At 61.9% G+C, this 18,037-nt stretch carries 22 protein-coding genes; 9 read left to right on the plus strand and 13 right to left on the minus strand.

Annotated elements, in window-relative coordinates:
• Positions 1–18: 18 nt before the first annotated feature.
• Complete coding sequence (locus ACS3WA_RS08940; protein ID WP_438278180.1) at positions 19–378, plus strand: GFA family protein; 360 nt, start codon at positions 19–21, stop codon at positions 376–378.
• Between the two features lie 99 nt (positions 379–477).
• Here the strand turns inward: ACS3WA_RS08940 and ACS3WA_RS08945 are convergent, their stop codons facing one another.
• From ACS3WA_RS08945 to ACS3WA_RS08960, 4 genes are all read right to left on the minus strand, one after another.
• The gene (locus ACS3WA_RS08945; RefSeq protein WP_438278181.1) at positions 478–1,185 is read right to left on the minus strand and encodes a glutathione S-transferase; all 708 of its coding nucleotides are present in this window, start codon (positions 1,183–1,185) and stop codon (positions 478–480) included.
• Positions 1,186–1,306: 121 nt separating this feature from the next.
• Positions 1,307–1,936 carry a lectin gene (locus ACS3WA_RS08950; protein ID WP_438278299.1) on the minus strand — a complete coding sequence of 210 codons (630 nt, stop codon included), beginning with the start codon at positions 1,934–1,936 and terminating at the stop codon, positions 1,307–1,309.
• Positions 1,937–2,130: 194 nt separating this feature from the next.
• A complete protein-coding gene (locus ACS3WA_RS08955) occupies positions 2,131–3,075 on the minus strand; it encodes a Tim44 domain-containing protein (protein WP_438278182.1) in 945 nt (314 codons plus the stop codon).
• A 128-nt stretch (positions 3,076–3,203) separates the two neighbouring features.
• Positions 3,204–3,548: a DUF1491 family protein gene (locus ACS3WA_RS08960; RefSeq protein WP_438278183.1), complete on the minus strand. Its 345-nt coding sequence runs from the start codon at positions 3,546–3,548 to the stop codon at positions 3,204–3,206.
• A 220-nt stretch (positions 3,549–3,768) separates the two neighbouring features.
• Between ACS3WA_RS08960 and purB the strand changes: the two genes are divergently transcribed.
• Positions 3,769–5,076 carry an adenylosuccinate lyase gene (gene purB, locus ACS3WA_RS08965; RefSeq protein ID WP_438278184.1) on the plus strand — a complete coding sequence of 436 codons (1,308 nt, stop codon included), beginning with the start codon at positions 3,769–3,771 and terminating at the stop codon, positions 5,074–5,076.
• 76 nt (positions 5,077–5,152) lie between these two features.
• On the opposite strand, the gene ACS3WA_RS08970 is transcribed toward purB, so the two are convergent.
• Positions 5,153–5,704: a cytochrome b gene (locus ACS3WA_RS08970; RefSeq protein WP_438278185.1), complete on the minus strand. Its 552-nt coding sequence runs from the start codon at positions 5,702–5,704 to the stop codon at positions 5,153–5,155.
• A gap of 232 nt (positions 5,705–5,936) precedes the next feature.
• On the opposite strand from ACS3WA_RS08970, the gene ACS3WA_RS08975 reads away from it, so the two are divergent.
• The 3 genes from ACS3WA_RS08975 to ACS3WA_RS08985 all read left to right on the plus strand — a co-directional run bounded on the left by ACS3WA_RS08975 (position 5,937) and on the right by ACS3WA_RS08985 (position 8,046).
• Entirely contained in the window at positions 5,937–6,545 is a 609-nt protein-coding gene (locus tag ACS3WA_RS08975; RefSeq protein WP_438278186.1) for a PilZ domain-containing protein, read from the plus strand.
• 320 nt (positions 6,546–6,865) lie between these two features.
• The gene (locus ACS3WA_RS08980) at positions 6,866–7,486 is read left to right on the plus strand and encodes a transglutaminase-like cysteine peptidase (RefSeq protein WP_438278187.1); all 621 of its coding nucleotides are present in this window, start codon (positions 6,866–6,868) and stop codon (positions 7,484–7,486) included.
• A gap of 296 nt (positions 7,487–7,782) precedes the next feature.
• The gene (locus ACS3WA_RS08985; protein WP_438278188.1) at positions 7,783–8,046 is read left to right on the plus strand and encodes a hypothetical protein; all 264 of its coding nucleotides are present in this window, start codon (positions 7,783–7,785) and stop codon (positions 8,044–8,046) included.
• A 131-nt stretch (positions 8,047–8,177) separates the two neighbouring features.
• On the opposite strand, the gene ACS3WA_RS08990 is transcribed toward ACS3WA_RS08985, so the two are convergent.
• The 4 genes from ACS3WA_RS08990 to ACS3WA_RS09005 form a co-directional block, all read right to left on the minus strand.
• Entirely contained in the window at positions 8,178–8,642 is a 465-nt protein-coding gene (locus tag ACS3WA_RS08990; RefSeq protein ID WP_438278189.1) for an FKBP-type peptidyl-prolyl cis-trans isomerase, read from the minus strand.
• A 154-nt stretch (positions 8,643–8,796) separates the two neighbouring features.
• Positions 8,797–9,192 carry a hypothetical protein gene (locus ACS3WA_RS08995; protein ID WP_438278190.1) on the minus strand — a complete coding sequence of 132 codons (396 nt, stop codon included), beginning with the start codon at positions 9,190–9,192 and terminating at the stop codon, positions 8,797–8,799.
• Positions 9,193–9,328: 136 nt separating this feature from the next.
• Positions 9,329–9,859, minus strand: coding sequence for a gamma carbonic anhydrase family protein (locus ACS3WA_RS09000; RefSeq protein WP_438278191.1), 531 nt, complete (start codon positions 9,857–9,859; stop codon positions 9,329–9,331).
• 203 nt (positions 9,860–10,062) lie between these two features.
• Positions 10,063–10,392, minus strand: coding sequence for a DUF6949 family protein (locus ACS3WA_RS09005; RefSeq protein WP_438278192.1), 330 nt, complete (start codon positions 10,390–10,392; stop codon positions 10,063–10,065).
• A 209-nt stretch (positions 10,393–10,601) separates the two neighbouring features.
• Between ACS3WA_RS09005 and ACS3WA_RS09010 the strand changes: the two genes are divergently transcribed.
• Positions 10,602–11,315 (plus strand): hypothetical protein, encoded by a 714-nt coding sequence (locus ACS3WA_RS09010; RefSeq protein WP_438278193.1) that lies wholly within the window; start codon positions 10,602–10,604, stop codon positions 11,313–11,315.
• Positions 11,316–11,469: 154 nt separating this feature from the next.
• Here the strand turns inward: ACS3WA_RS09010 and ACS3WA_RS09015 are convergent, their stop codons facing one another.
• Positions 11,470–11,688: a DUF3126 family protein gene (locus ACS3WA_RS09015; protein ID WP_011511027.1), complete on the minus strand. Its 219-nt coding sequence runs from the start codon at positions 11,686–11,688 to the stop codon at positions 11,470–11,472.
• A gap of 230 nt (positions 11,689–11,918) precedes the next feature.
• Positions 11,919–12,746, minus strand: a complete 828-nt coding sequence (cysE, locus tag ACS3WA_RS09020; protein WP_438278194.1) for a serine O-acetyltransferase — start codon at positions 12,744–12,746, stop codon at positions 11,919–11,921.
• A 258-nt stretch (positions 12,747–13,004) separates the two neighbouring features.
• Between cysE and ACS3WA_RS09025 the strand changes: the two genes are divergently transcribed.
• Positions 13,005–14,396 carry a hypothetical protein gene (locus tag ACS3WA_RS09025; protein ID WP_438278195.1) on the plus strand — a complete coding sequence of 464 codons (1,392 nt, stop codon included), beginning with the start codon at positions 13,005–13,007 and terminating at the stop codon, positions 14,394–14,396.
• On the opposite strand, the gene ACS3WA_RS09030 is transcribed toward ACS3WA_RS09025, so the two are convergent.
• Entirely contained in the window at positions 14,382–15,134 is a 753-nt protein-coding gene (locus ACS3WA_RS09030; RefSeq protein WP_438278196.1) for an alpha/beta fold hydrolase, read from the minus strand. The genes ACS3WA_RS09025 and ACS3WA_RS09030 overlap by 15 nt on opposite strands.
• Positions 15,135–15,190: 56 nt before the next feature.
• Positions 15,191–16,315, minus strand: a complete 1,125-nt coding sequence (locus ACS3WA_RS09035) for a hypothetical protein (RefSeq protein ID WP_438278197.1) — start codon at positions 16,313–16,315, stop codon at positions 15,191–15,193.
• Between the two features lie 260 nt (positions 16,316–16,575).
• Here ACS3WA_RS09035 and ACS3WA_RS09040 point away from each other — a divergent pair, with 260 nt between their 5' ends.
• Positions 16,576–16,821 carry a zinc-finger domain-containing protein gene (locus ACS3WA_RS09040; protein WP_292617350.1) on the plus strand — a complete coding sequence of 82 codons (246 nt, stop codon included), beginning with the start codon at positions 16,576–16,578 and terminating at the stop codon, positions 16,819–16,821.
• 7 nt (positions 16,822–16,828) lie between these two features.
• Positions 16,829–18,034, plus strand: a complete 1,206-nt coding sequence (locus tag ACS3WA_RS09045) for an FAD-dependent monooxygenase (RefSeq protein WP_438278198.1) — start codon at positions 16,829–16,831, stop codon at positions 18,032–18,034.
• Positions 18,035–18,037: the final 3 nt, after the last annotated feature.

The following is an 18,037-nucleotide window of genomic DNA, read 5'->3' on the forward strand; positions in this document are numbered from 1 at the left end:
GCTGGGACGGAGAGACAAATGCCCGACGTGAAAACCTATACCGGCGGCTGTCATTGCGGTCAGGTACGCTTCGAATGCACGACGGATCTCGCGATGGTCAGCGCGTGCAACTGCTCGATCTGCACCAAGAAAGGTCTGCACTTCACGTTTCTGGCGCCGCAAAGTTTTCAGCTCCGGGCCGGCGAAGACAATCTCAAGGAATATCTGTTCAACAAGCGGGTCATCCGGCACCAGCTCTGCGTCGACTGCGGTGTCGATGTATTCGCGCGCGGCAAAAAGCCGGATGGGACCGAAGTGGTGGCACTCAATGTGAGTTGCATCGACGGCATCGAGTTGGCCCAGCTCACACTGACGCCGGTCGACGGACGCAGCTTCTAGAGTCTTTCACCGTTTCATGGAAACGGTAAAAAGACTCCAGGCTCTTCATTTGACGCGTTTTCTTCACGCGAACCGGATTCCACTTGGTTCGAGAACGCTCTAGAGATCGAGCGCCTTATAACGGCGGAAGATGCCGTCCTCATTAAAGGCAATCCGGCGGTCGCTCGCGAGATAGGCAGTGATATGCGGCCTGTGCGAAATGCGATCGTGCAAATCAATGAGCGCCGGAATATCGCTTTCGAAGCGGCTCATGCGCTTGGGGAAGGCATAGCGCAAGCCCGCCACGATCTGGAACAATGAGAGATCGACGTAAGTCAGCCGGCGGCCGATGACAAAGCTGCCGCCGCGATCCGCGAGTAGCCGCTCGAAGTATCCGAGATATTTCGGCACCCGTTCCTTCCAGAATTCGTCGGTCCGACGTTTTGCGGGCGCGCGCTGGTCCTCATAATACAACGTCGGTCCCAGCGGATGATGGGTGTCGTGAATTTCCACCACGAAGTCCATGATGGTGAGTTGCAGCTGATGAGCCCAAAGTTGGCCGGCGTCGGCTTTCGGCGCAAGGCCAAGACGTGAGCCGAGATAGAGCAGGATGTTGGCGGTCTGGCCGATCACCAGCTTGCCGGCTTTCAGGAACGGCGGTGCGAAGGGCGGTGTGCCGCTTGCCACGTCCATCATGCGCGTCATCGCGGACATGCCGCGATCCGTTCGCGCGACATCAGTGTAGTCCGCACCAGCTTCCTCGAGCGCGAGCCGCACATATTCGCCGCGACCCTGGATGCCGGGCCAGTAATAGAGCTCGTAAGTCATGGCACACTTTCACGTCGCACAGCGCGTCCGCGGGGCGAGCGCAACCCTCACTGCGCCGATCGCAAGTCCAGCCGAGCCGTCACGCCAAGGCCGGCGGCCGATCACGCCAGGGACGTCCGCGTCAGTTGACAGCGAAACAATAAAACAGCCCGTCGCCACCGGTGCTCTTGAGATCGTTCTGGCTGCAGCCGCCGTCGGGTCCGCGCGAAGAATGCGAGGAATTCCAAGACTTCGCGACAGGATCATCGCTCAAGCCCTGACGGTCGGAATGCCCGAGCATCGCCGATCCCTGCATGCTGCTCGTCCAGTTCTTGCAAGTCCGGTCGTCAGCACCTGCGAACGCCGTGCCATCAGGTTGCGACCCCGTCAGCATGTCGTGGCGGTTGGGCTTGTCTCCGCGGCCGTTGATGAGCTCGCCCTTCTCGCTCAGCGCCGTCTGCTTGGTGAGGTTGTTGGCGCCGTGAAGCTCGGCAACGTCCTTCGCGATCACGACGCCCTTGGCGTTCTGCCACGGTCCGTTGCCGATGCGATCGCGCGCGTTGATGGCCGGTTTGCCGTCGGCCGCCTGGGTCGACAGATAGGCGTGCCATGTTTTCGCGCCTGCGCCCGCAGCCTGCGCCAGCGTCTGGCAATGATTGTCAGCGCCGGCCAGTCCGCCGAGATTGCCGCCATTGCCGATTCCGACGCTGGTCACGAAGAAGCTCATGTTGGCCGTCTGCGCGCCGGCCGGCTGAGCAGCCGCCGTCAGCATTGCGGTGGCGAAGCCAAGACAAATTCGCGGAAGGATCCTGTCTGTTGCAATCATTGCCTTCTCCGATCGATTTATGGCGTCTGCGCGCTGCGGATTAATCCCGCGATAACGCGCAATCCGGTCCTTCGTTCAACGCAAAAAAGGCGCCACAAGGTTATCGTGGCGCCTTCTGTTGATAAAGTCACGGCCGCAGATCAGGTCTGCTGGATCGCCGACAGCTCCCATTTTCCGCCGCCGCGGCGCGCGAACGTCCAGACGTCGGTCACCTCCTGCGGCTGGTCGCTGCCTTCGACCACCCGGCCGCCGGCGCGCTCGATGGTCTTGTCGACCAGCGAATAGCGCAGCGCCACCGTGGCGTAATCGGTATTGGCCTCGCGCCAGGCTTCCGCAAGATCGCCCTGCAGGAGCTTGACGTTGGACACCTTGTTGACGACGCCGCGGGCTTCGTTGGCGCGAAGATCCTCGGTGAAGTACGACACCATCTCCGGGGTCGCCATCGTGTGCAGCCTGTTGACGTCCTCGTTCGACCACGCGGTCTGGATGTCTCCAAGCAGACGTTCGAAGGCCTCATAGTCCGACGGGGTGATTTCCAGCGGCGCAGCGGACGCCGTTGAACCGAAACCCAAACCGCTGCGTGGATTCGCCTGAGCACCGGGGCCAGGGGCTGGCGCCGATCCGGCATAGGCAGGCGCATTGCGTCGCTGCCACCATGACATCACCAGGCGAACGACGAGAACGATCAGGGCGATCTGAAGCAGCAGCCCGATGATGGACGACAGGCCTCCGAGACCGCTGAACAGCCCGCCGCCGAACAGCAGACCGAGCAAGCCCGCGCCGAGGAAACCGGCCGCAAGGCCGCCCAACATGCCCATGCCGGGCCGATTGAAGCCTCCGGCTGCCGCAGTGCCTGCGCCCGGACGGCCGGGCTGCGTCATGGTCCGGTCGAACGGACGCGCCGCGTTCGGCGCGGTATTGGTGACCGGAGGCGCGGAGAAGGTCCGCGAGCCGCGCGATCCGTAGCTCCTGCCGCCACCGATGCGAGCGTCGGCGGAAGAAACGGCGAGCATCAACGGAAACGCCAACGACAGGACGATGGCGAAGGCCTTCATCAAGCCGAATGCCCGCTGGGTCGATTTCATGTGGTTGTTCCTTTATTCCCCGGCAGGGGGAAGCGACTGTAACATGGGTAGCCCGGAGCAAAAAGGAAGGCTTGTCGCCCGGCGGCGCTGCGGCCCTCGGTCGCGGAGTTCGCCGATGGCGAATGCCGTCATAAAGTCGCCAGGTCCAGAAAGTGCCGCCCTGCCTTGTCTTCGATTTCCACGATCCAGGCGTCCGGATCGAACCCGACTTCCTTCGCGAGGCGCTCTTCCACCGCCTGCTCGGCAACCGGCGCGCTCGACGACGGAACAAAAACCCGCTCGATGGGCCGGCTGTCGTCGTATACGGCCTGCGGCGCCGGTGCATACAACATCGCATTGCCGTTCATAAGCGCGATCTTGACGAAGACAGCGCCGGCCTCCTCCGCACCGCGCCGGCGAACCGCACCGAAGATGCCCTCACTCTGGCAGCGGCGAAGATAGGCGGAGACCCATATGCTCGATTTCAAACGCATGAAGAGGACAATAAGCCGTTCGTGAAAGCTGCGCCAGTTCGACCCGTCTGTCCGCCGTTTGTCTCCTCACGGCGGCTCTGCTAGAGCATGATCCCGAATAGTGGAACCGGTTTTCGAATAAGATCATGCTCTATCAAAAAGGCAGGCTGGAGTCTGATTCAACAAAATTGGACCAGACTCCAAAGCGCGGCATAATTCCTGAACACCTCAAGGATCGTCGATGATCCCTCGCTACACCCGTCCGGAAATGGCTTCGATCTGGGAGCCGCAGACCCGTTTCAAGATCTGGTTCGAGATCGAGGCTCACGCGGCGGACGCCCAGGCCGAGCTCGGGGTGATCCCGAAGCAGGCGGCCGAAACCATCTGGGCCAAGGCGAAAGACGCGACCTTCGACGTGGAACGCATCGACGCGATCGAACGCGAGACCAAGCACGACGTCATCGCCTTCCTCACTCATTTGGCCGAGATCGTCGGTCCCGAGGCGCGCTTCGTGCATCAGGGCATGACGTCATCGGACGTGCTCGACACCTGCCTCAACGTCCAGCTCACCCGCGCCGCCGACATACTGATCGCCGACATCGACAAGCTGCTCGCCGCGCTGCAGACGCGCGCGTTCGAGCACAAGATGACGCCTACCATCGGACGCTCGCACGGCATCCATGCCGAGCCCGTCACCTTCGGCCTCAAGATGGCATACGCCTACGCCGAGTTCTCGCGCGCCAAAGAGCGCCTGATCGCCGCCCGCAAAGAGATCGCGACCTGCGCGATCTCAGGCGCGGTCGGCACCTTCGCGCAGATTGATCCGCGCGTTGAAGAGCACGTTGCCAGGGCGATGGGTCTCGTGCCGGAGCCGGTCTCGACGCAAGTGATTCCGCGCGACCGCCACGCGATGTTCTTCGCAACCCTCGGCGTCATTGCCTCATCGATGGAGCGGCTCGCCACCGAGATCCGCCATCTGCAACGCACCGAGGTGCTGGAGGCCGAGGAGTTCTTCTCCGAGGGACAGAAGGGCTCGTCGGCGATGCCGCACAAGCGCAATCCGGTGCTGACCGAGAACATCACAGGGCTTGCCCGCATGGTGCGCGCCTACGTGACACCGGCGCTGGAGAACGTGGCGCTCTGGCACGAGCGCGACATCTCGCACTCCTCGGCCGAGCGCATGATTGGCCCCGACGCCACGGTCACGCTCGATTTCGCGCTCAACCGGCTCGCGGGCGTCGTCGACAAGCTGCTGGTCTATCCCGCCAACATGCAGAAGAACCTCGATCGCCTCGGCGGACTGGTGCATTCGCAGCGTGTGCTGATCGCGCTGACCCAGAAGGGCGCGAGCCGCGAGGATGCCTACAGGCTGGTCCAACGCAACGCCATGCCGGTGTGGCGTGGCGAAGGCGATTTCCAGGCGCTTCTGAAGAACGACGCCGACGTGAAGAAATATCTGTCGGATGCCGAGATCGCAGAGCAGTTCGATCTCGGATACCACCTCAAGCACGTCGACACGATCTTCAGGCGCGTGTTCGGCAGCGCTTGAGCGAGGCGTCTCGTCTAACTCGCGTCTCAGCCTTGCGTCGTCGCTGCGAAGCAGGGACGACACCGTTCCAGTGAGGTCACTCAGCCCCGCCGCCGATCATCCGCGCCACCACGCGATCACGCTTGATGAATCGATGGTAGAGCGCGGCGAGGAAATGCAACACGATCAGTCCGATCAGCACGTAGGCCATCCAGATGTGCCAGTGCTCGAAGAAGCGGGCGTTGTCGCGGTTCTCTGATGTGAACTGCGGCACCCGGAACAACCCGAACCAGTCGGCATAATCCGGCTTGTGGGCGCCGGAATGGGCCCAGCCGAGCAGCGCGACGACGATCGTGATGGCATAGAGCGTCCAATGGCTGACGTGCGCCAGCGCCCGCTCCCACCACCGCGAGCCGTCCGGCGCAGCCGGCACCGGATTGAGGCCGCGCCAGATCAGTCGCAGGACCATCAGCAGCAGGATGACGTAGCCGATGTCGGCATGGATCGAGCGATGGAAGAGCTTGGCCTCCTTCGGCAGGAAATGATTGAACCATAATCCGTAGGCCAGCATGCCGATGATCGCGATGCCGAGGATTCCGTGAAAGGCGCGGGACAGAGTGCCCCAGGCAGTGGTTGAATTCCGAAGCATGACCGGCTCTTGCCCTCAGGACGGGTTAATTTCCCACCGGAAGCCACGGCCGGCAGGTTTCAACAAGTCCCGCCGACGCCACCGGAACGATTGGAATCGTTCTAAAATGTTACCCGGATGCAAGCTCCGCGTCGATCCCGGGAGAACGGTCGGATCGCTAACGCCGCGTTAACCCTGACAACCGTAGGGTTTACCAATACCGAATTATTGCCGTTCGAGCGGCGGACCGATTATGGCGTTGGCGCAGAAAATCTCAAACCTTCCAGTCGAGCGCCGGCGATTTCAGCGGGTCGGGGTTCATCTGCTGGGCCGCTATATGCTGCCGGACCGGCGCGAATATCCTTGCCAGGTCATCAATATGTCTCCCGGCGGGCTGGCCATGCTGGCTCCCGGTATCGGCAACGTCGGCGACCGGATCGTCGCCTATCTCGACCACATCGGCCGGGTCGAAGGCAAGATCACCCGGATTATCGACAGCGGATTCGCCATGAGCGTCAGCGCGACGCCCCGCAAGCGCGACAAGCTGGCGGCGCAGCTCACCTGGCTCGCCAATCGCGATATCCTCAACCTTCCCGAAGACCGCCGCCACGACCGCATCGTGCCGCGCAACCCGATCGCGATCCTCACATTGGAGGACGGCACCAGGATGACGTGCCGGATCCTCGACCTGTCCATGTCCGGCGCCGCCGTCTCGGCCGAAAAAAAGCCGCCGCTGCAGTCCCGGGTTGCGCTCGGCAAGGTGCTTGCCCGCGTCGTCCGAAATCTCGAAGACGGCTTTGCGCTCGAGTTCGTTCACGAGCAGCATCCCGAGACTCTCGAAGATAACGTCACCGCCCGGTAAACGGCGGACCCCGTAAACTCCCGTCTTCACCATGGCTGCCGGCCGCCGCCGCCCGGCCGGGGACTGCGCTTGCACCGCGATTTTTCGGTTAACGCCGAACGCATTCCGCTGAGGAAACCCCGATTCCAGCGGGCTCCCAATACTAATATCTAAAATTTGTATCAAAGGCGGTTCGTTAAAATTTTAGACGAATTCGATTCAAGTACAGATTCAATTCGCGGCGAACTTTACTTGCATTTGGCTCAAATACACTTCGACTACTTAGCCGCGATGCAAATTCTTTGTGCGAAATGTGGTCCCAACAAGAAACGGGGGCCACAATGGTCAACAGGGGACAGGGAATTGGGCTGGCAGTTGCTGCCGCCGTCCTGTGGGGGCTGGCGACGCCGGCGGGAGCCGGGGAAGCACGACAGCTTTATGCAAGTCTCGGCGATGTCACGCGGGCGCCGATAGGCTGGGTCGAATTCTGCAACGACAGTCCGAAGGAATGCGGCGGTGGCGCAACAGAGCCGCGCGACATCGTGATGACGCCCGACACCTGGCGCGATCTCTTGAAGGTCAATCGCTGGGTCAACGAAACCATCAAGCCGATGACGGACAAGGAGCACTGGGGCGTCGTCGAAAAATGGTCGCTGCCGACCGACGGCTACGGCGACTGCGAGGATTACGTCCTGTTGAAGCGCAAGATGCTGATCGACGCGGGCTGGCCGCGCGAGGCGCTGCTGGTCACGGTGGTGCGCGACAAGCAGGGCGACGGTCATGCCGTTCTGACCGTCAAAACCGACAAGGGCGAGTTCATTCTCGACAATCAGAACGAGGACGTCGTCGCCTGGACCCAGACCGGCTACCGCTTCATGAAGCGACAGTCGCAGAGCGACCCCAATGTTTGGGTTGCGCTCGACGACAACCATCCGGCCGTTGCGACGGCCAGCTCTCGATAAGGAAAACACGAGACCCGCGACCGGTCATACCCCTCCCCGTCCCAGACCGGTTCGCGAGCGGCCAGCCTTCCCCCAAGAGGCTGGCCGCACCCTTTTCTGCAGGCAGGTTGCGTTTGGTGGAAACGCACCGATCCGTCATGGTCTGACACAGCGTGGCTGCCGGTCCGCCTTCACAGCATGGCCAATAATATCGTGCGTGAGGCGCGCGGGCTGTGGCAAAGAATTAGAATAAAAACGCCACAGATTATGGTAGTCAGCGAACCCGGACGCCCGATCGCGCGCAGGATGGATATCAGATGAGTGATCAGATGAGTGATGATGAGAAGACGGACGCTACGGAAGATAAGACGATTGTCGAACAAGGCCCTTCCATCGGCGAATACCGCCGGGAGTCCATTCCCGAATACATCGTCGATTCGAACGGGGATCGGTTTGAATTTAATCGCATCGCTCTCGAGGGCGATGGCGGTCTCGAACCGTCGCAGCTCGAAAAGAACGAATGCCTCATTTCGCCCGGTTTGATCTATCGGAAGTCACGGGGCGATCCAACCTTGAACTGACGTCTTTCGATCGCGCTTCAAGGACTCACAAGCCGCCGGCGAGGTTCGGCGCAGACCAGCCGGAAGCTCGCGCGATCCACATTCGCTGAGCGCGACATGCACGCTGCAGCGAACGAGGATGGACAGGTGTCTCAGCCTCTCAGGCCGAGCAATTCGACGTCAAAGATCAGCGTGGCATTGGGCGGAATGACGCCGCCGGCGCCGCGCATGCCGTAACCGAGCTCCGGCGGAATGATGAGGGTGCGCTTGCCGCCGACCTTCATGGTCGCGATGCCTTCGTCCCAGCCCGCAATGACCCGACGCTTGCCGATGGGGAATTCGAAAGGCTCGTCGCGGTCCACCGAACTGTCGAACTTGTCTCCCTTCTGCCCGTTCTGATAGAGCCAGCCGGTGTAATGCATGATGCAGACCTGGCCGGGTTTCGGGGATGGCCCTTCCCCAATCTTGGTGTCAGTGATCTGCAAACCCGATGCTGTGGTCATGGTTTTCTCCGCGGTCTGGGCCACTGCTATAGCTGGAGCATCGATCAGTACGGCGCCGGTTGACGCAATCGCAAGCGCAAACGTCAAAACGCCCGCGCATCGAAACGTCCGCATCGCCGCATTCTCCAGCCGGTGTCCGGCGCACTTGTCTAACCCAAGCACCGGATGCGGCCAAGGCTTCTGCGGGGACTTCTGCGGAAAAAACCCCGCGCAAGTGGCGCGCGACCCTGCGCGCGCCACCCCAATCAAATCGTTCAGACGTTCGCGATCAGCCGCAAACTTCGACCCGGCGCCAGCGCCATCCATGACGGGTATGGACCCGGCGGCGGGTCAGATAGCAGTCATCATAGTAGCTGCTGTAGCCGTAGGGATAACCGTAATAATCATACGGATAACCCCAGCCATAATAGCCAAAGGGCGCAGCGAAACCGAGCCCGAGGCCCCAACCGAAGCCGCGGCGATAAAACCCGCGGTGACCAAAACCTCCACCATGGAAGCCGCCATGAAAACCACCACCGCGAAAACCGCCGCCATGGAAGCCATGGAAACCGCCGTGGAAACCGCCGCCATGAAAACCGCCAAAACCGCCACGCGCGACGGCGGTCGTCGGCGCGACGAGTCCCAATGCGAGAGCCGCCAGCAATGCGATCATCGTTTTACGCATCATCAAACTCCGTCCAACTTCCTTGCGTCCCGCTGATGACATACGCCGCCTGCGCCTGATTGTTTCTCCCGACGGCATTCATTTGCTGGAATTTTGGCTCAATTCTCCGCGATCCGCGCAAGATTTCGCCGGAATCTCAACCGATCCGCTTCAGACCCTTTTTGAAACGCAGCCCGTTCGCGGCATAGAATTTCGCGCCCTCTCCCATTGCCTCGACCTCGGCCGGCTTCAGCGTGCGGATCGCGCGGGCGGGCGCGCCGACAATCAGGGAATATTCCGGGAATTGCTTGCCTTCGGTGATGAGCGCACCGGCGCCGACGATGCAATGACGCCCGACCTGCACGCCGTTCATGACGATCGAGCCCATGCCGATCAGAGCGCCATCCTCAATGGTGCAGCCATGCAGAATAACGTTATGGCCGATCGTGCAGTTGGCTCCGATCGTCAGCGGAAAGCCTTCATCGGTGTGGCAGATGCTGCCGTCCTGGAGATTTGATCCCTCGCCGACCTCGATCCACTCGTTATCGCCGCGCAGCACCGCCCCGAACCAGATGCTCGCGTTCTCGCGCAGGCGAACCTTGCCGATGACAGCGGCGGTGTCGGCGATGAAATAACGTCCGCTTTCAGGAAGGTCGGGCGCTTGCCCGTCGAGTTCGTAAATCGCCATGCTGGCCTCCCTGCTGATGGTCCGATTTTAACATTTGCAATCCCATTGCGGCAGACGCTCCTGCAAATGCTGGAATCAAAGAACCACTAGCAGATATAGATTCGAGTGGAGTTTTGGATTTGACATCGCTTCTCGCGTTCACTGCAAACCGCGTCGCGAATGTCAATTTCACTCCGCCAGAGGCGATCATGCCTTGGCGCAATTCAGGCGAGCAACCCGAAAGCCCGCAGCGTCATGACCACGCAGGTGCCTGACATCAGGCTCCAGAACCCGGCGATCACGGTCGCCATCATGACGAATTCAAAGCGCCGGCGTTCGATGCGCCGTCCGCGAAGCGTGTTGCGCATGATGATGAAGGGCGCAGCAAAGACCAGGAACGGGACCGCGGCGAAGGCCTTCGCCACGACGCCCTGCTGCAGCAGTCCGAAGCTGGCCGGATGTTTGACGAATAGCTGATAGCCGCTGGTCAGCGCTCCCGCGATGGCGAACCCGATGCCCAGGGAAAAGAAGGAATTCAACGTATCCGGCGACATCGAAAGGACATCCGCTGCACGACAACGAAGTCTCTTGCTTCGCAAAATACCGGCTTCCCCGCCACCTTATCCTTAAGGAAGGGTTAACACGGGGCCCGCCGTAATCTGCGTGGTCCGCTCGGTTCCGGCCGACCGCCACACGAAAACTCCATAATGCGTGTCATAGTCGCGGCTGATTCGCCGTCCTCGGAAATAGTCTCGTCTGCCGCATGACCCTGCTGTCGTCCGCTCCGCGCCGATCGCGTGAATTCGATAAACTGCGGCGGGGTCACTTCGCTCCGCTTCTGGTTTCCGCGCTGATTGCGGCGACCGCGCTGACCCTGATCGCCTGGCTGTTGTGGCCGACCTGGGCACCCAAAGCCTTCGACAACAATGAGCGGCTTCCGGTCAGCATCGGCGAGACGTTGTTCAATATCCCGCCTCATGCCTTCCGACGGAAAGTGCAGCGACACTCGGGACCGCAGGAAAGTGTCGACCTGAATTTCGTCTATCCATCACTGGCAACGCCGGGCGCACCCATGCGCGTCACCGCCGAGACCGTCGAACAGACGCCGCTGCCGGTCGACCGCATCTTCCTGTCGATCGCGGCACATCACGATACGTTGGCGCCCGACGTTCGCCTTCGCACGATCTATCCTCGCTATCTTGACGAGACCCGAAGCGAGCCTCAGGACGGGCTATCGATCCACGCATTTCGCGACCGCACGCCGTATGCCGGCGAGGACCTGTTCATCGCCGAAACGCCGGCGCTGGTGGCGCGCTGCACCCGCGACGCGGCAACGCCGGGCATGTGCCTGAGCGAACGCCGCATCGGCGGCGCCGATCTGACGTTCCGCTTTCCGCGACAATGGCTGGCAGACTGGCGCGAGGTGGCCGGCGCGATGGAGCGACTGACGCAGCAGTTGCGCGGACCGCAAAACTAGAGCGGGCATTGCAATCAGTTGTCACTGCGATGAGCGCGACAGCGGCTTTTCGAAGGAGCTTCCCGATTGCTTTGCCAGGCGCAATTGGCAAGCGCCAGTTTTGTCGCAAACTCGAAGCGACGGGAAAGCCGATCCCGCCTCAAACTGTCACGATCTAGCCGACGTCGGCCAGATCCTCCTCGAGGATCGCCATCTGAAACTGGAATGAGCGGTCGTCGTCCTCGTCATCGACGAACAGCACGCCGATGAACTCCTCCCCGATATACACCTCGGCGGAGTCGTCCTTCTTCGGCCGCGGCACCACGCGAATCCTGGGATTGCCGAACACGCGCTTGAGATAGGCGTCGAGCTTCCTGACTTCCTGAACGTCCACGGCGGTCTCCGCTGTAATCTGAGGGCTCGAAATTTCTAAAGCATTTCGCTTCTGATCGAATCAGAAGCGAGGCTCCAGATGTTGCATTGAGGCGTTTTCTTCACGCCAACGGTATCCGTCCTCGGGTCAAGTCCGAGGACATGCTTCGCTCGAAAACGCTATAGATCGAGACGGCTCGCGCCGCCACAGGTTTGTTCGGATTTCAAATATTCGAAGAAAATTTTTAGCGATCAAAGTCCCATTGCATTGAGCATCTGGTTCATCGTGCGTGACGGTTCCGAGCAACCGGCCGCGCCGACGATTTTGGCCGGCACGCCCGCGACGGTGACGTTATTCGGCACAGGCTTGACGACGACCGACCCGGCGGCGATGCGCGCGCAATGTCCGACCTCGATATTGCCGAGAATCTTCGCGCCTGCGCCGATCAGCACGCCGTGACGTATCTTCGGGTGCCGGTCCTCGTTTTCCTTGCCGGTGCCGCCGAGCGTGACGCCATGCAGGATCGAGACGTCATCCTCGATGACGGCGGTCTCGCCGACCACGAACCCGGTTGCATGGTCGAGGAAGATGCCGCGACCGATCTTGGCGGCGGGATTGATGTCGACCTGGAACACCGATGAGGAGCGGCTTTGCAGATAATAGGCGAAATCCTTGCGGCCCTTCTGATGGAGCCAGTGCGCCAGCCGATGAATCTGGATGGCGTGAAAGCCCTTGAAGTAGAGCAGCGGATCGATGAACCGCGAAGTCGCCGGGTCGCGGTCGAACACCGCGACCAGATCGGCACGAAACGCATTGCCGATATCGGGATCGTCGCGCAACGCCTCCTCGAACGTCTGACGGATCAGATCGCCCGACAATGCCGAATGGTCGAGCCGCTCGGCGACGCGATGAACCACCGCGGCCTCAAGGCGATCGTGATGCAGAACAGCCGAATAGATGAAGGACGCCAGCTCGGGTTCGCGGCGAACGATGTCCTCGGCCTCGCCGCGGATCCGATCCCAGATCGGATCGAGCGTCGCAAGCTTCGAACTCTGCGGGTTGACGTGCTGCATCGCCATAGTCGTCTCGCACCTTGAAAAACGTCCCGAAGCATAACATGACGCAACGTCGTTGTCCCCGCCGTTCAGCCCGTAATCGTCCGGACCGACTTTGGTTAAACGACGCTAAGCAATTGAACGGCCGCATGATATTGTCCCGCGGCAGGACTTCTGACCGGCTCCCGCTGGCCCTGATCTTCACGGTTCAAGCCACCTTCAGACCAATTTACGTCAAACAAGTTATGCATTTGCGCCAGACACTCAATATGCAAAAATGGCGTGCCGGCACCGGAGAACATCCCCATTTCTACCCGAGTCCTCAACAGGCGCGCCACGGAAGCACCTTGGGCCTGGATCGCGGCGATCGTCATTCCCGTTCTCCTGCTCGCCCCAGCGATCTGGAACGGCTATCCGCTGCTCGAATACGACACCGGCGGCTATCTGGCGCGATGGTATGAAGGCTATCTCGAGCCAAGCCGTTCGACCGTGTACGGCATCTATCTTCATTTGGGAAAGGACTCGTTTTTCTGGCTTAATCTGGGATTTCAGGCGCTGCTGACGCTGTGGATCCTGCACCTGACGCTCCGCGTGCTCGGCATGGCGCAGCCGCTGCGGCTTCTCGGCATCGCCGTGATCCTGATCCTCGGCACCGCGCTGCCGTGGCTCGCCAGCATGCTGCTGACCGACATTTTCGCGGGCCTTGCCGTGCTCGCGCTGTTTATCCTCGTCGTGCACAACGGCAAGCTCTCGACGACCGAAAAGGTTTCGCTGTTTCTTTACACGTCATTCGCGGCTGCGACCCACACAGCAACCTTCGGCGTGCTGTTCGGCCTGTGCTGCGCCGGATGGGTCATCAAGCCGTTTCTCGGCCGAAGACTTCCGGTCGCCGGACTGGTTCAGGGCTGCCTGACGCTCGTCGCGGGCGCGGCCATGCTGCTGGCTGCGAATTACGCGCTGTCAGGCCGACTTGCGTGGACGCCGGGAGGCGCCGGCGTCTCGTTCGGACGCATGATGCAGGACGGCATCGTCGCGCGCTACCTCAACGACCATTGCGACAAGATCAAGCTGAAGCTCTGTCCCTATCGCAACCAACTGCCGGCGACGGCCGACGATTTTCTCTGGGGCAACGACAGCATATTCAACAAGCTCGGTCGCTTCGAAGGCATGAACGACGAGATGGAATTCATCGCCACGAAAGCATTGGCCGCCTATCCGCTGTGGCAGACCGAAGCCGCTGTCGAAGCCACGGCCGAACAACTCGTGCAGGTCGGCACCGGCGAAGGCAGCAGCGGGTGGATTCCACATACCTATGGCATCATCGAGCGCTATCTGCCCGAACAGGTGAAGGCCATGCGCGCCGCCCAGCAGCAGCACTGGAATATCAAATTCGCCGCTATCAACTGGATTCACGTCCCGGTCGCACTCGCCTCGATGCTGTTGCTCGCCGGGATCGCCCTGGCGGCTTTATGGCGACGGCGCATCGACGACCTCGAACTACTTGCCATAACGGCTTGCGTCGCGCTACTGGGCAACGCCTTCATCTGTGGCGTGATATCGGGCCCGCACAACCGCTACGGTGCGCGCATGGTCTGGATCGCGACATTCGTGGTGCTGATCGCGGCGTCGCGATCTCTCGCCAAGCGCTACGGGTCGGCCTCACGGCCGGTGTGACAGGAACTTCAGCACGCCTTCCTTGTAAACCTTGTCGCCGACCGCGCGCATATGATCGCGATTGGGAATGTCCAGAACTTCAGCGCCCACTATGACGTTCGCAAGCGCCTGCGCCGATCCTGCGATCTCGTCTTTGGTGCCGACGGCAATCAGCGTCGGCGCCTTGATGCTGGCGACCTCCGCTTCCGTCATCAGCCGCCGCGATCCACGCAAACACGCCGCCAGCGCGCGACGGTCGGAGCGGGTCTGATCGGCGAACACGCGGAACGTACGCCCGAACGGATCGGTCACGTCGTCGAGTGAGGGCGCCTCCAGCGCTCTGGCGACGCTTTCGCCGGGGCCGCCGCCTTCGATCAGGCCGATTCCCAGGCCACCGAAAATCGCTGAACGCACCCGCTCCGGCCGGGTCTGCGCCAGAATTCCCGTCATCCGCGCGCCGAGCGAATAACCCATGACGTCGGCGCGCGCGATGCCAAGGTGATCCATCAGCGCGATGATGTCGCTCGTCATCGTACCGATGTAGTAGTCTTCCGGATCGTAGAGCTTGCTGGAGTCGCCGTGACCGCGATTGTCAAACGCGATCGCCCTGAAGCCGTTCTTGCGCAACTCCGACACCCAGGCCGGATACACCCAGTTCACGTTCTTGCTCGATGCGAAGCCATGCACGAGGACGACGGGATCGCCCTCGCCCTCGTCGAGGTAGGAAATTTCAACGCCGCCGTGATGAAAGTTCGGCATCAGCAATTCCATGAACGGGATGGAAACGGGATGGTCGGCAAACGACCGATGAACGCTTATGCCGGCGCGCCGCTGCCGGCAGACTGCGCAGCAAGCTGCCGCCGCAAACGCCTGGCTTTTGAGCGTTGCAGCCACGACAACGTCAGGCGCTCGGTCGTGGCCTTGATCGATGACAGGAAGCCGAACAACGCGAGCACCGCGCTGAACACCCACACCGCGAGATTGAACGCGCCGGCAGTCAGCAGCAGCGCGCCGCGTCCCAGAAGCTTGATAATCGCACGGGTCTGGCCGCCCTTGGCTTCGGCGAGCCGCGCCGCACGCACGACATCTTTCGGTCCTTCCGCGATCCGCAGCGTATCGAGCGCGCCCCGCGTCCCGGTCTTCTCGCCGATGCGGCCGACATCCTTGGCAAGACGCACCAACCCGCCAGCCTTCTCGGCGCGGATCGCCGCCTTCAGCGCGACGGCGGTCTGACGCGGCCGTGCCAGCGTGCCCGCCGCGGCCGCATTTTGCAGTTTCCGCAGATCGATCATGTCGCGCGCCGAACGGCCCACCCACCGGCTCAGCCCCTCGCCGAGCCGCCCGGTCTTCCGGGCATCCTTGACCAGCGTGAGGCCGGCGCGGACCGGAGCCGCACCGCCGACCGACACGAAGGTAGCCGCCGTCACAGCGAGACCCGTGGCGGCAAGCCCGAGCAGGAGCCGGTCGGTCTGCTCGCCCATCGCGAGGTGCTTGCTCTCGCGCATGATGTCCCGGACATCACCGAACGCACTCAGATCGCCGGCGACCGTGCCAGAAAGGCTTGCGCCGTCATCAGCATTGCCAGTGACCAGCCCGATGAAAAATCTCTTGGCCATGGATTCGGTAGAATTTTCTTCTCTCACGGCTGCGGCGACGCGTTGAGACAGTTCGTCAGGCGTCGATATTCCTCTCGCCGCAGCAAGGTCGATAAAGCTGTTCGCGAGATCGGCATCGTGCGCGGCGAGCGCGGCTTCGATGTTTGCCGCCGCCAGCGCCGGATCGTTCCGGAACGCGGAATCGAGTCGAAGATCGGAGAGACGGGCGGGATCGTCCTGTGCGCTCAGCACAGCGCCGGCGTCCCGGGCATGCGGCCATAGCAGGGCGAACGCCGTCGCGCACATCGCCGCTCCCGTCATCGCGCCGCCAATTCGCCATCGCATCATCGAAATCCCGTAAAATCCGCCTTTGTCATATGTAAAAAGGTGGTGTGCCGGTTTTCAATCACAACTTCCCCGACGAAAGAAGGGCTTCTCCCAACGACAGGATTATGTCGAATTTGTATGGATAATTGACCCGCTAATTTTTCCGAATCCGTTTCCGGCGAGCTAGGAATCGAAGCCGCCGGCCAGTATGGTGCCGCGCGATGTCGTTGCGTATCCGGCGCGTGTCGAATGCCACGCAGCGAACCAAGGTGGAAAGCATGTCTGATCACGTAGTCCCTCACTTTCATAACGATGCAGGCGTGGCCGTCATCCAGATCGGCTCCCGGGAATTCATGTGTGTCGGAGCCAATCCACCGTTCGACCATCCGCACGTCTTTCTCGATCTCGGCAACGACAGCGAAATCATCTGCCCGTATTGCTCGACGCTGTACCGCTTCTCAGCCGATCTCGGCGCCGGACAAGCGCGACCTCCGGAGTGCGTGGTGAGAGACAAGGTGGCCTGATCTGCCTGTGACCTCGTCGCGCACGGTCGTTATCGCCGGTGCCGGAATCGGAGGTCTGACGGCATCGCTTGCACTGGCCGCCAAGGGCTTTCGCGTTCTCATCATCGAGACAGCCGGGCGCCTCGAAGAAATCGGCGCGGGCCTGCAACTCTCGCCGAACGCCACACGCATCCTGATCGGCCTCGGCCTGCACGCGCGGCTGTCCGCACGCGCGCTGGTGCCCGAGGCCATCAGCATCATGAGCGCGCGGCACGGCGGCGAGATCTGCCGCCTGCCGCTCGGCGAGACGGCTACGTTGCGCGCAGGCGCGCCCTACTGGGTGATGCATCGCGGCGGCCTGCAGGCGGCGCTGCTGGAGCAGGTTCGCGATCATCCCGACATTGAATTGCGCCTCGGCGCTGCGGTCGAAGACGCGACCTCCCATGCTGACGGCGTCACCGTGAATTTGCGCGGCGGCACAGATCGCGCAAAGACCGCATGGGCGCTGATCGGCGCCGATGGCATGTGGTCCGCGCTCCGCACTCGATTGTTTCCAGATGCGAGCCCGCGATTTTCCGGCCTGATCGCATGGCGCGGCACCGTCGAGGCGTCTCAGTTGCCGCACGACATGATCACGCGCCGCGTGCAGCTCTGGATGGGACCGCACGCGCATCTCGTATCCTATCCGATGCCCGGCGGAAGGCAGGTCAACATCGTCGCGGTGGTGCCGGACACATGGAATCAGCCCGGCTGGAGCGCCTCCGGCGACGCCGCCGACATCAAGCACAGGTTCGCGCAAGCGCGCTGGTCTGAGCCGGCACGCATGTTGATCGATGCCGTAGCCGCAGACGGCTGGCGCAAATGGGCATTATTTACGATTCCGCCGATGGCCGCGTGGCACCGTGATGCAATGGCTCTCCTCGGGGATGCCGCCCATGCGATGCTGCCGTTTGCCGCGCAAGGCGCGGGCATGGCGATCGAGGATGCCGCGATACTCGCTCAATGTCTCGGCGAGGCCGCGAACGAGAATGCCGCTGGCGCCGCGGCTGCGCTTGCGCGTTACACGAACTTGCGTCGCGCGCGCGTCGCACAGGTGCAGGCGCTTGCGGAACGAAATGGGCGGATCAGCCATCTCGCGGGAGCCGCCGCGCTGGCGCGCGATCTCGTCATCAAGGCAATCGGACCGCAGCTCATGCTGGCGCGTCAGGACTGGATCTACAATTGGCGACCCTGAATC

Source organism: Nitrobacter sp. (assembly GCF_051535235.1).
Lineage (GTDB): Bacteria > Pseudomonadota > Alphaproteobacteria > Rhizobiales > Xanthobacteraceae > Nitrobacter.

Bases quoted from the DNA above. Each gene is read 5' to 3' on its own strand.
- ACS3WA_RS08940 (WP_438278180.1), top strand. From the start codon at position 19: ATGCCCGACGTGAAAACCTATACCGGCGGCTGTCATTGCGGTCAGGTA.
- ACS3WA_RS08945 (WP_438278181.1), bottom strand. From the start codon at position 1,185: ATGACTTACGAGCTCTATTACTGGCCCGGCATCCAGGGTCGCGGCGAA.
- ACS3WA_RS08950 (WP_438278299.1), bottom strand. From the start codon at position 1,936: ATGCTGACGGCGGCTGCTCAGCCGGCCGGCGCGCAGACGGCCAACATG.
- ACS3WA_RS08955 (WP_438278182.1), bottom strand. From the start codon at position 3,075: ATGAAATCGACCCAGCGGGCATTCGGCTTGATGAAGGCCTTCGCCATC.
- ACS3WA_RS08960 (WP_438278183.1), bottom strand. From the start codon at position 3,548: ATGCGTTTGAAATCGAGCATATGGGTCTCCGCCTATCTTCGCCGCTGC.
- purB (WP_438278184.1), top strand. From the start codon at position 3,769: ATGATCCCTCGCTACACCCGTCCGGAAATGGCTTCGATCTGGGAGCCG.
- ACS3WA_RS08970 (WP_438278185.1), bottom strand. From the start codon at position 5,704: ATGCTTCGGAATTCAACCACTGCCTGGGGCACTCTGTCCCGCGCCTTT.
- ACS3WA_RS08975 (WP_438278186.1), top strand. From the start codon at position 5,937: ATGGCGTTGGCGCAGAAAATCTCAAACCTTCCAGTCGAGCGCCGGCGA.
- ACS3WA_RS08980 (WP_438278187.1), top strand. From the start codon at position 6,866: ATGGTCAACAGGGGACAGGGAATTGGGCTGGCAGTTGCTGCCGCCGTC.
- ACS3WA_RS08985 (WP_438278188.1), top strand. From the start codon at position 7,783: ATGAGTGATCAGATGAGTGATGATGAGAAGACGGACGCTACGGAAGAT.
- ACS3WA_RS08990 (WP_438278189.1), bottom strand. From the start codon at position 8,642: ATGCGGACGTTTCGATGCGCGGGCGTTTTGACGTTTGCGCTTGCGATT.
- ACS3WA_RS08995 (WP_438278190.1), bottom strand. From the start codon at position 9,192: ATGCGTAAAACGATGATCGCATTGCTGGCGGCTCTCGCATTGGGACTC.
- ACS3WA_RS09000 (WP_438278191.1), bottom strand. From the start codon at position 9,859: ATGGCGATTTACGAACTCGACGGGCAAGCGCCCGACCTTCCTGAAAGC.
- ACS3WA_RS09005 (WP_438278192.1), bottom strand. From the start codon at position 10,392: ATGTCGCCGGATACGTTGAATTCCTTCTTTTCCCTGGGCATCGGGTTC.
- ACS3WA_RS09010 (WP_438278193.1), top strand. From the start codon at position 10,602: ATGACCCTGCTGTCGTCCGCTCCGCGCCGATCGCGTGAATTCGATAAA.
- cysE (WP_438278194.1), bottom strand. From the start codon at position 12,746: ATGGCGATGCAGCACGTCAACCCGCAGAGTTCGAAGCTTGCGACGCTC.
- ACS3WA_RS09030 (WP_438278196.1), bottom strand. From the start codon at position 15,134: ATGCCGAACTTTCATCACGGCGGCGTTGAAATTTCCTACCTCGACGAG.
- ACS3WA_RS09035 (WP_438278197.1), bottom strand. From the start codon at position 16,315: ATGCGATGGCGAATTGGCGGCGCGATGACGGGAGCGGCGATGTGCGCG.
- ACS3WA_RS09040 (WP_292617350.1), top strand. From the start codon at position 16,576: ATGTCTGATCACGTAGTCCCTCACTTTCATAACGATGCAGGCGTGGCC.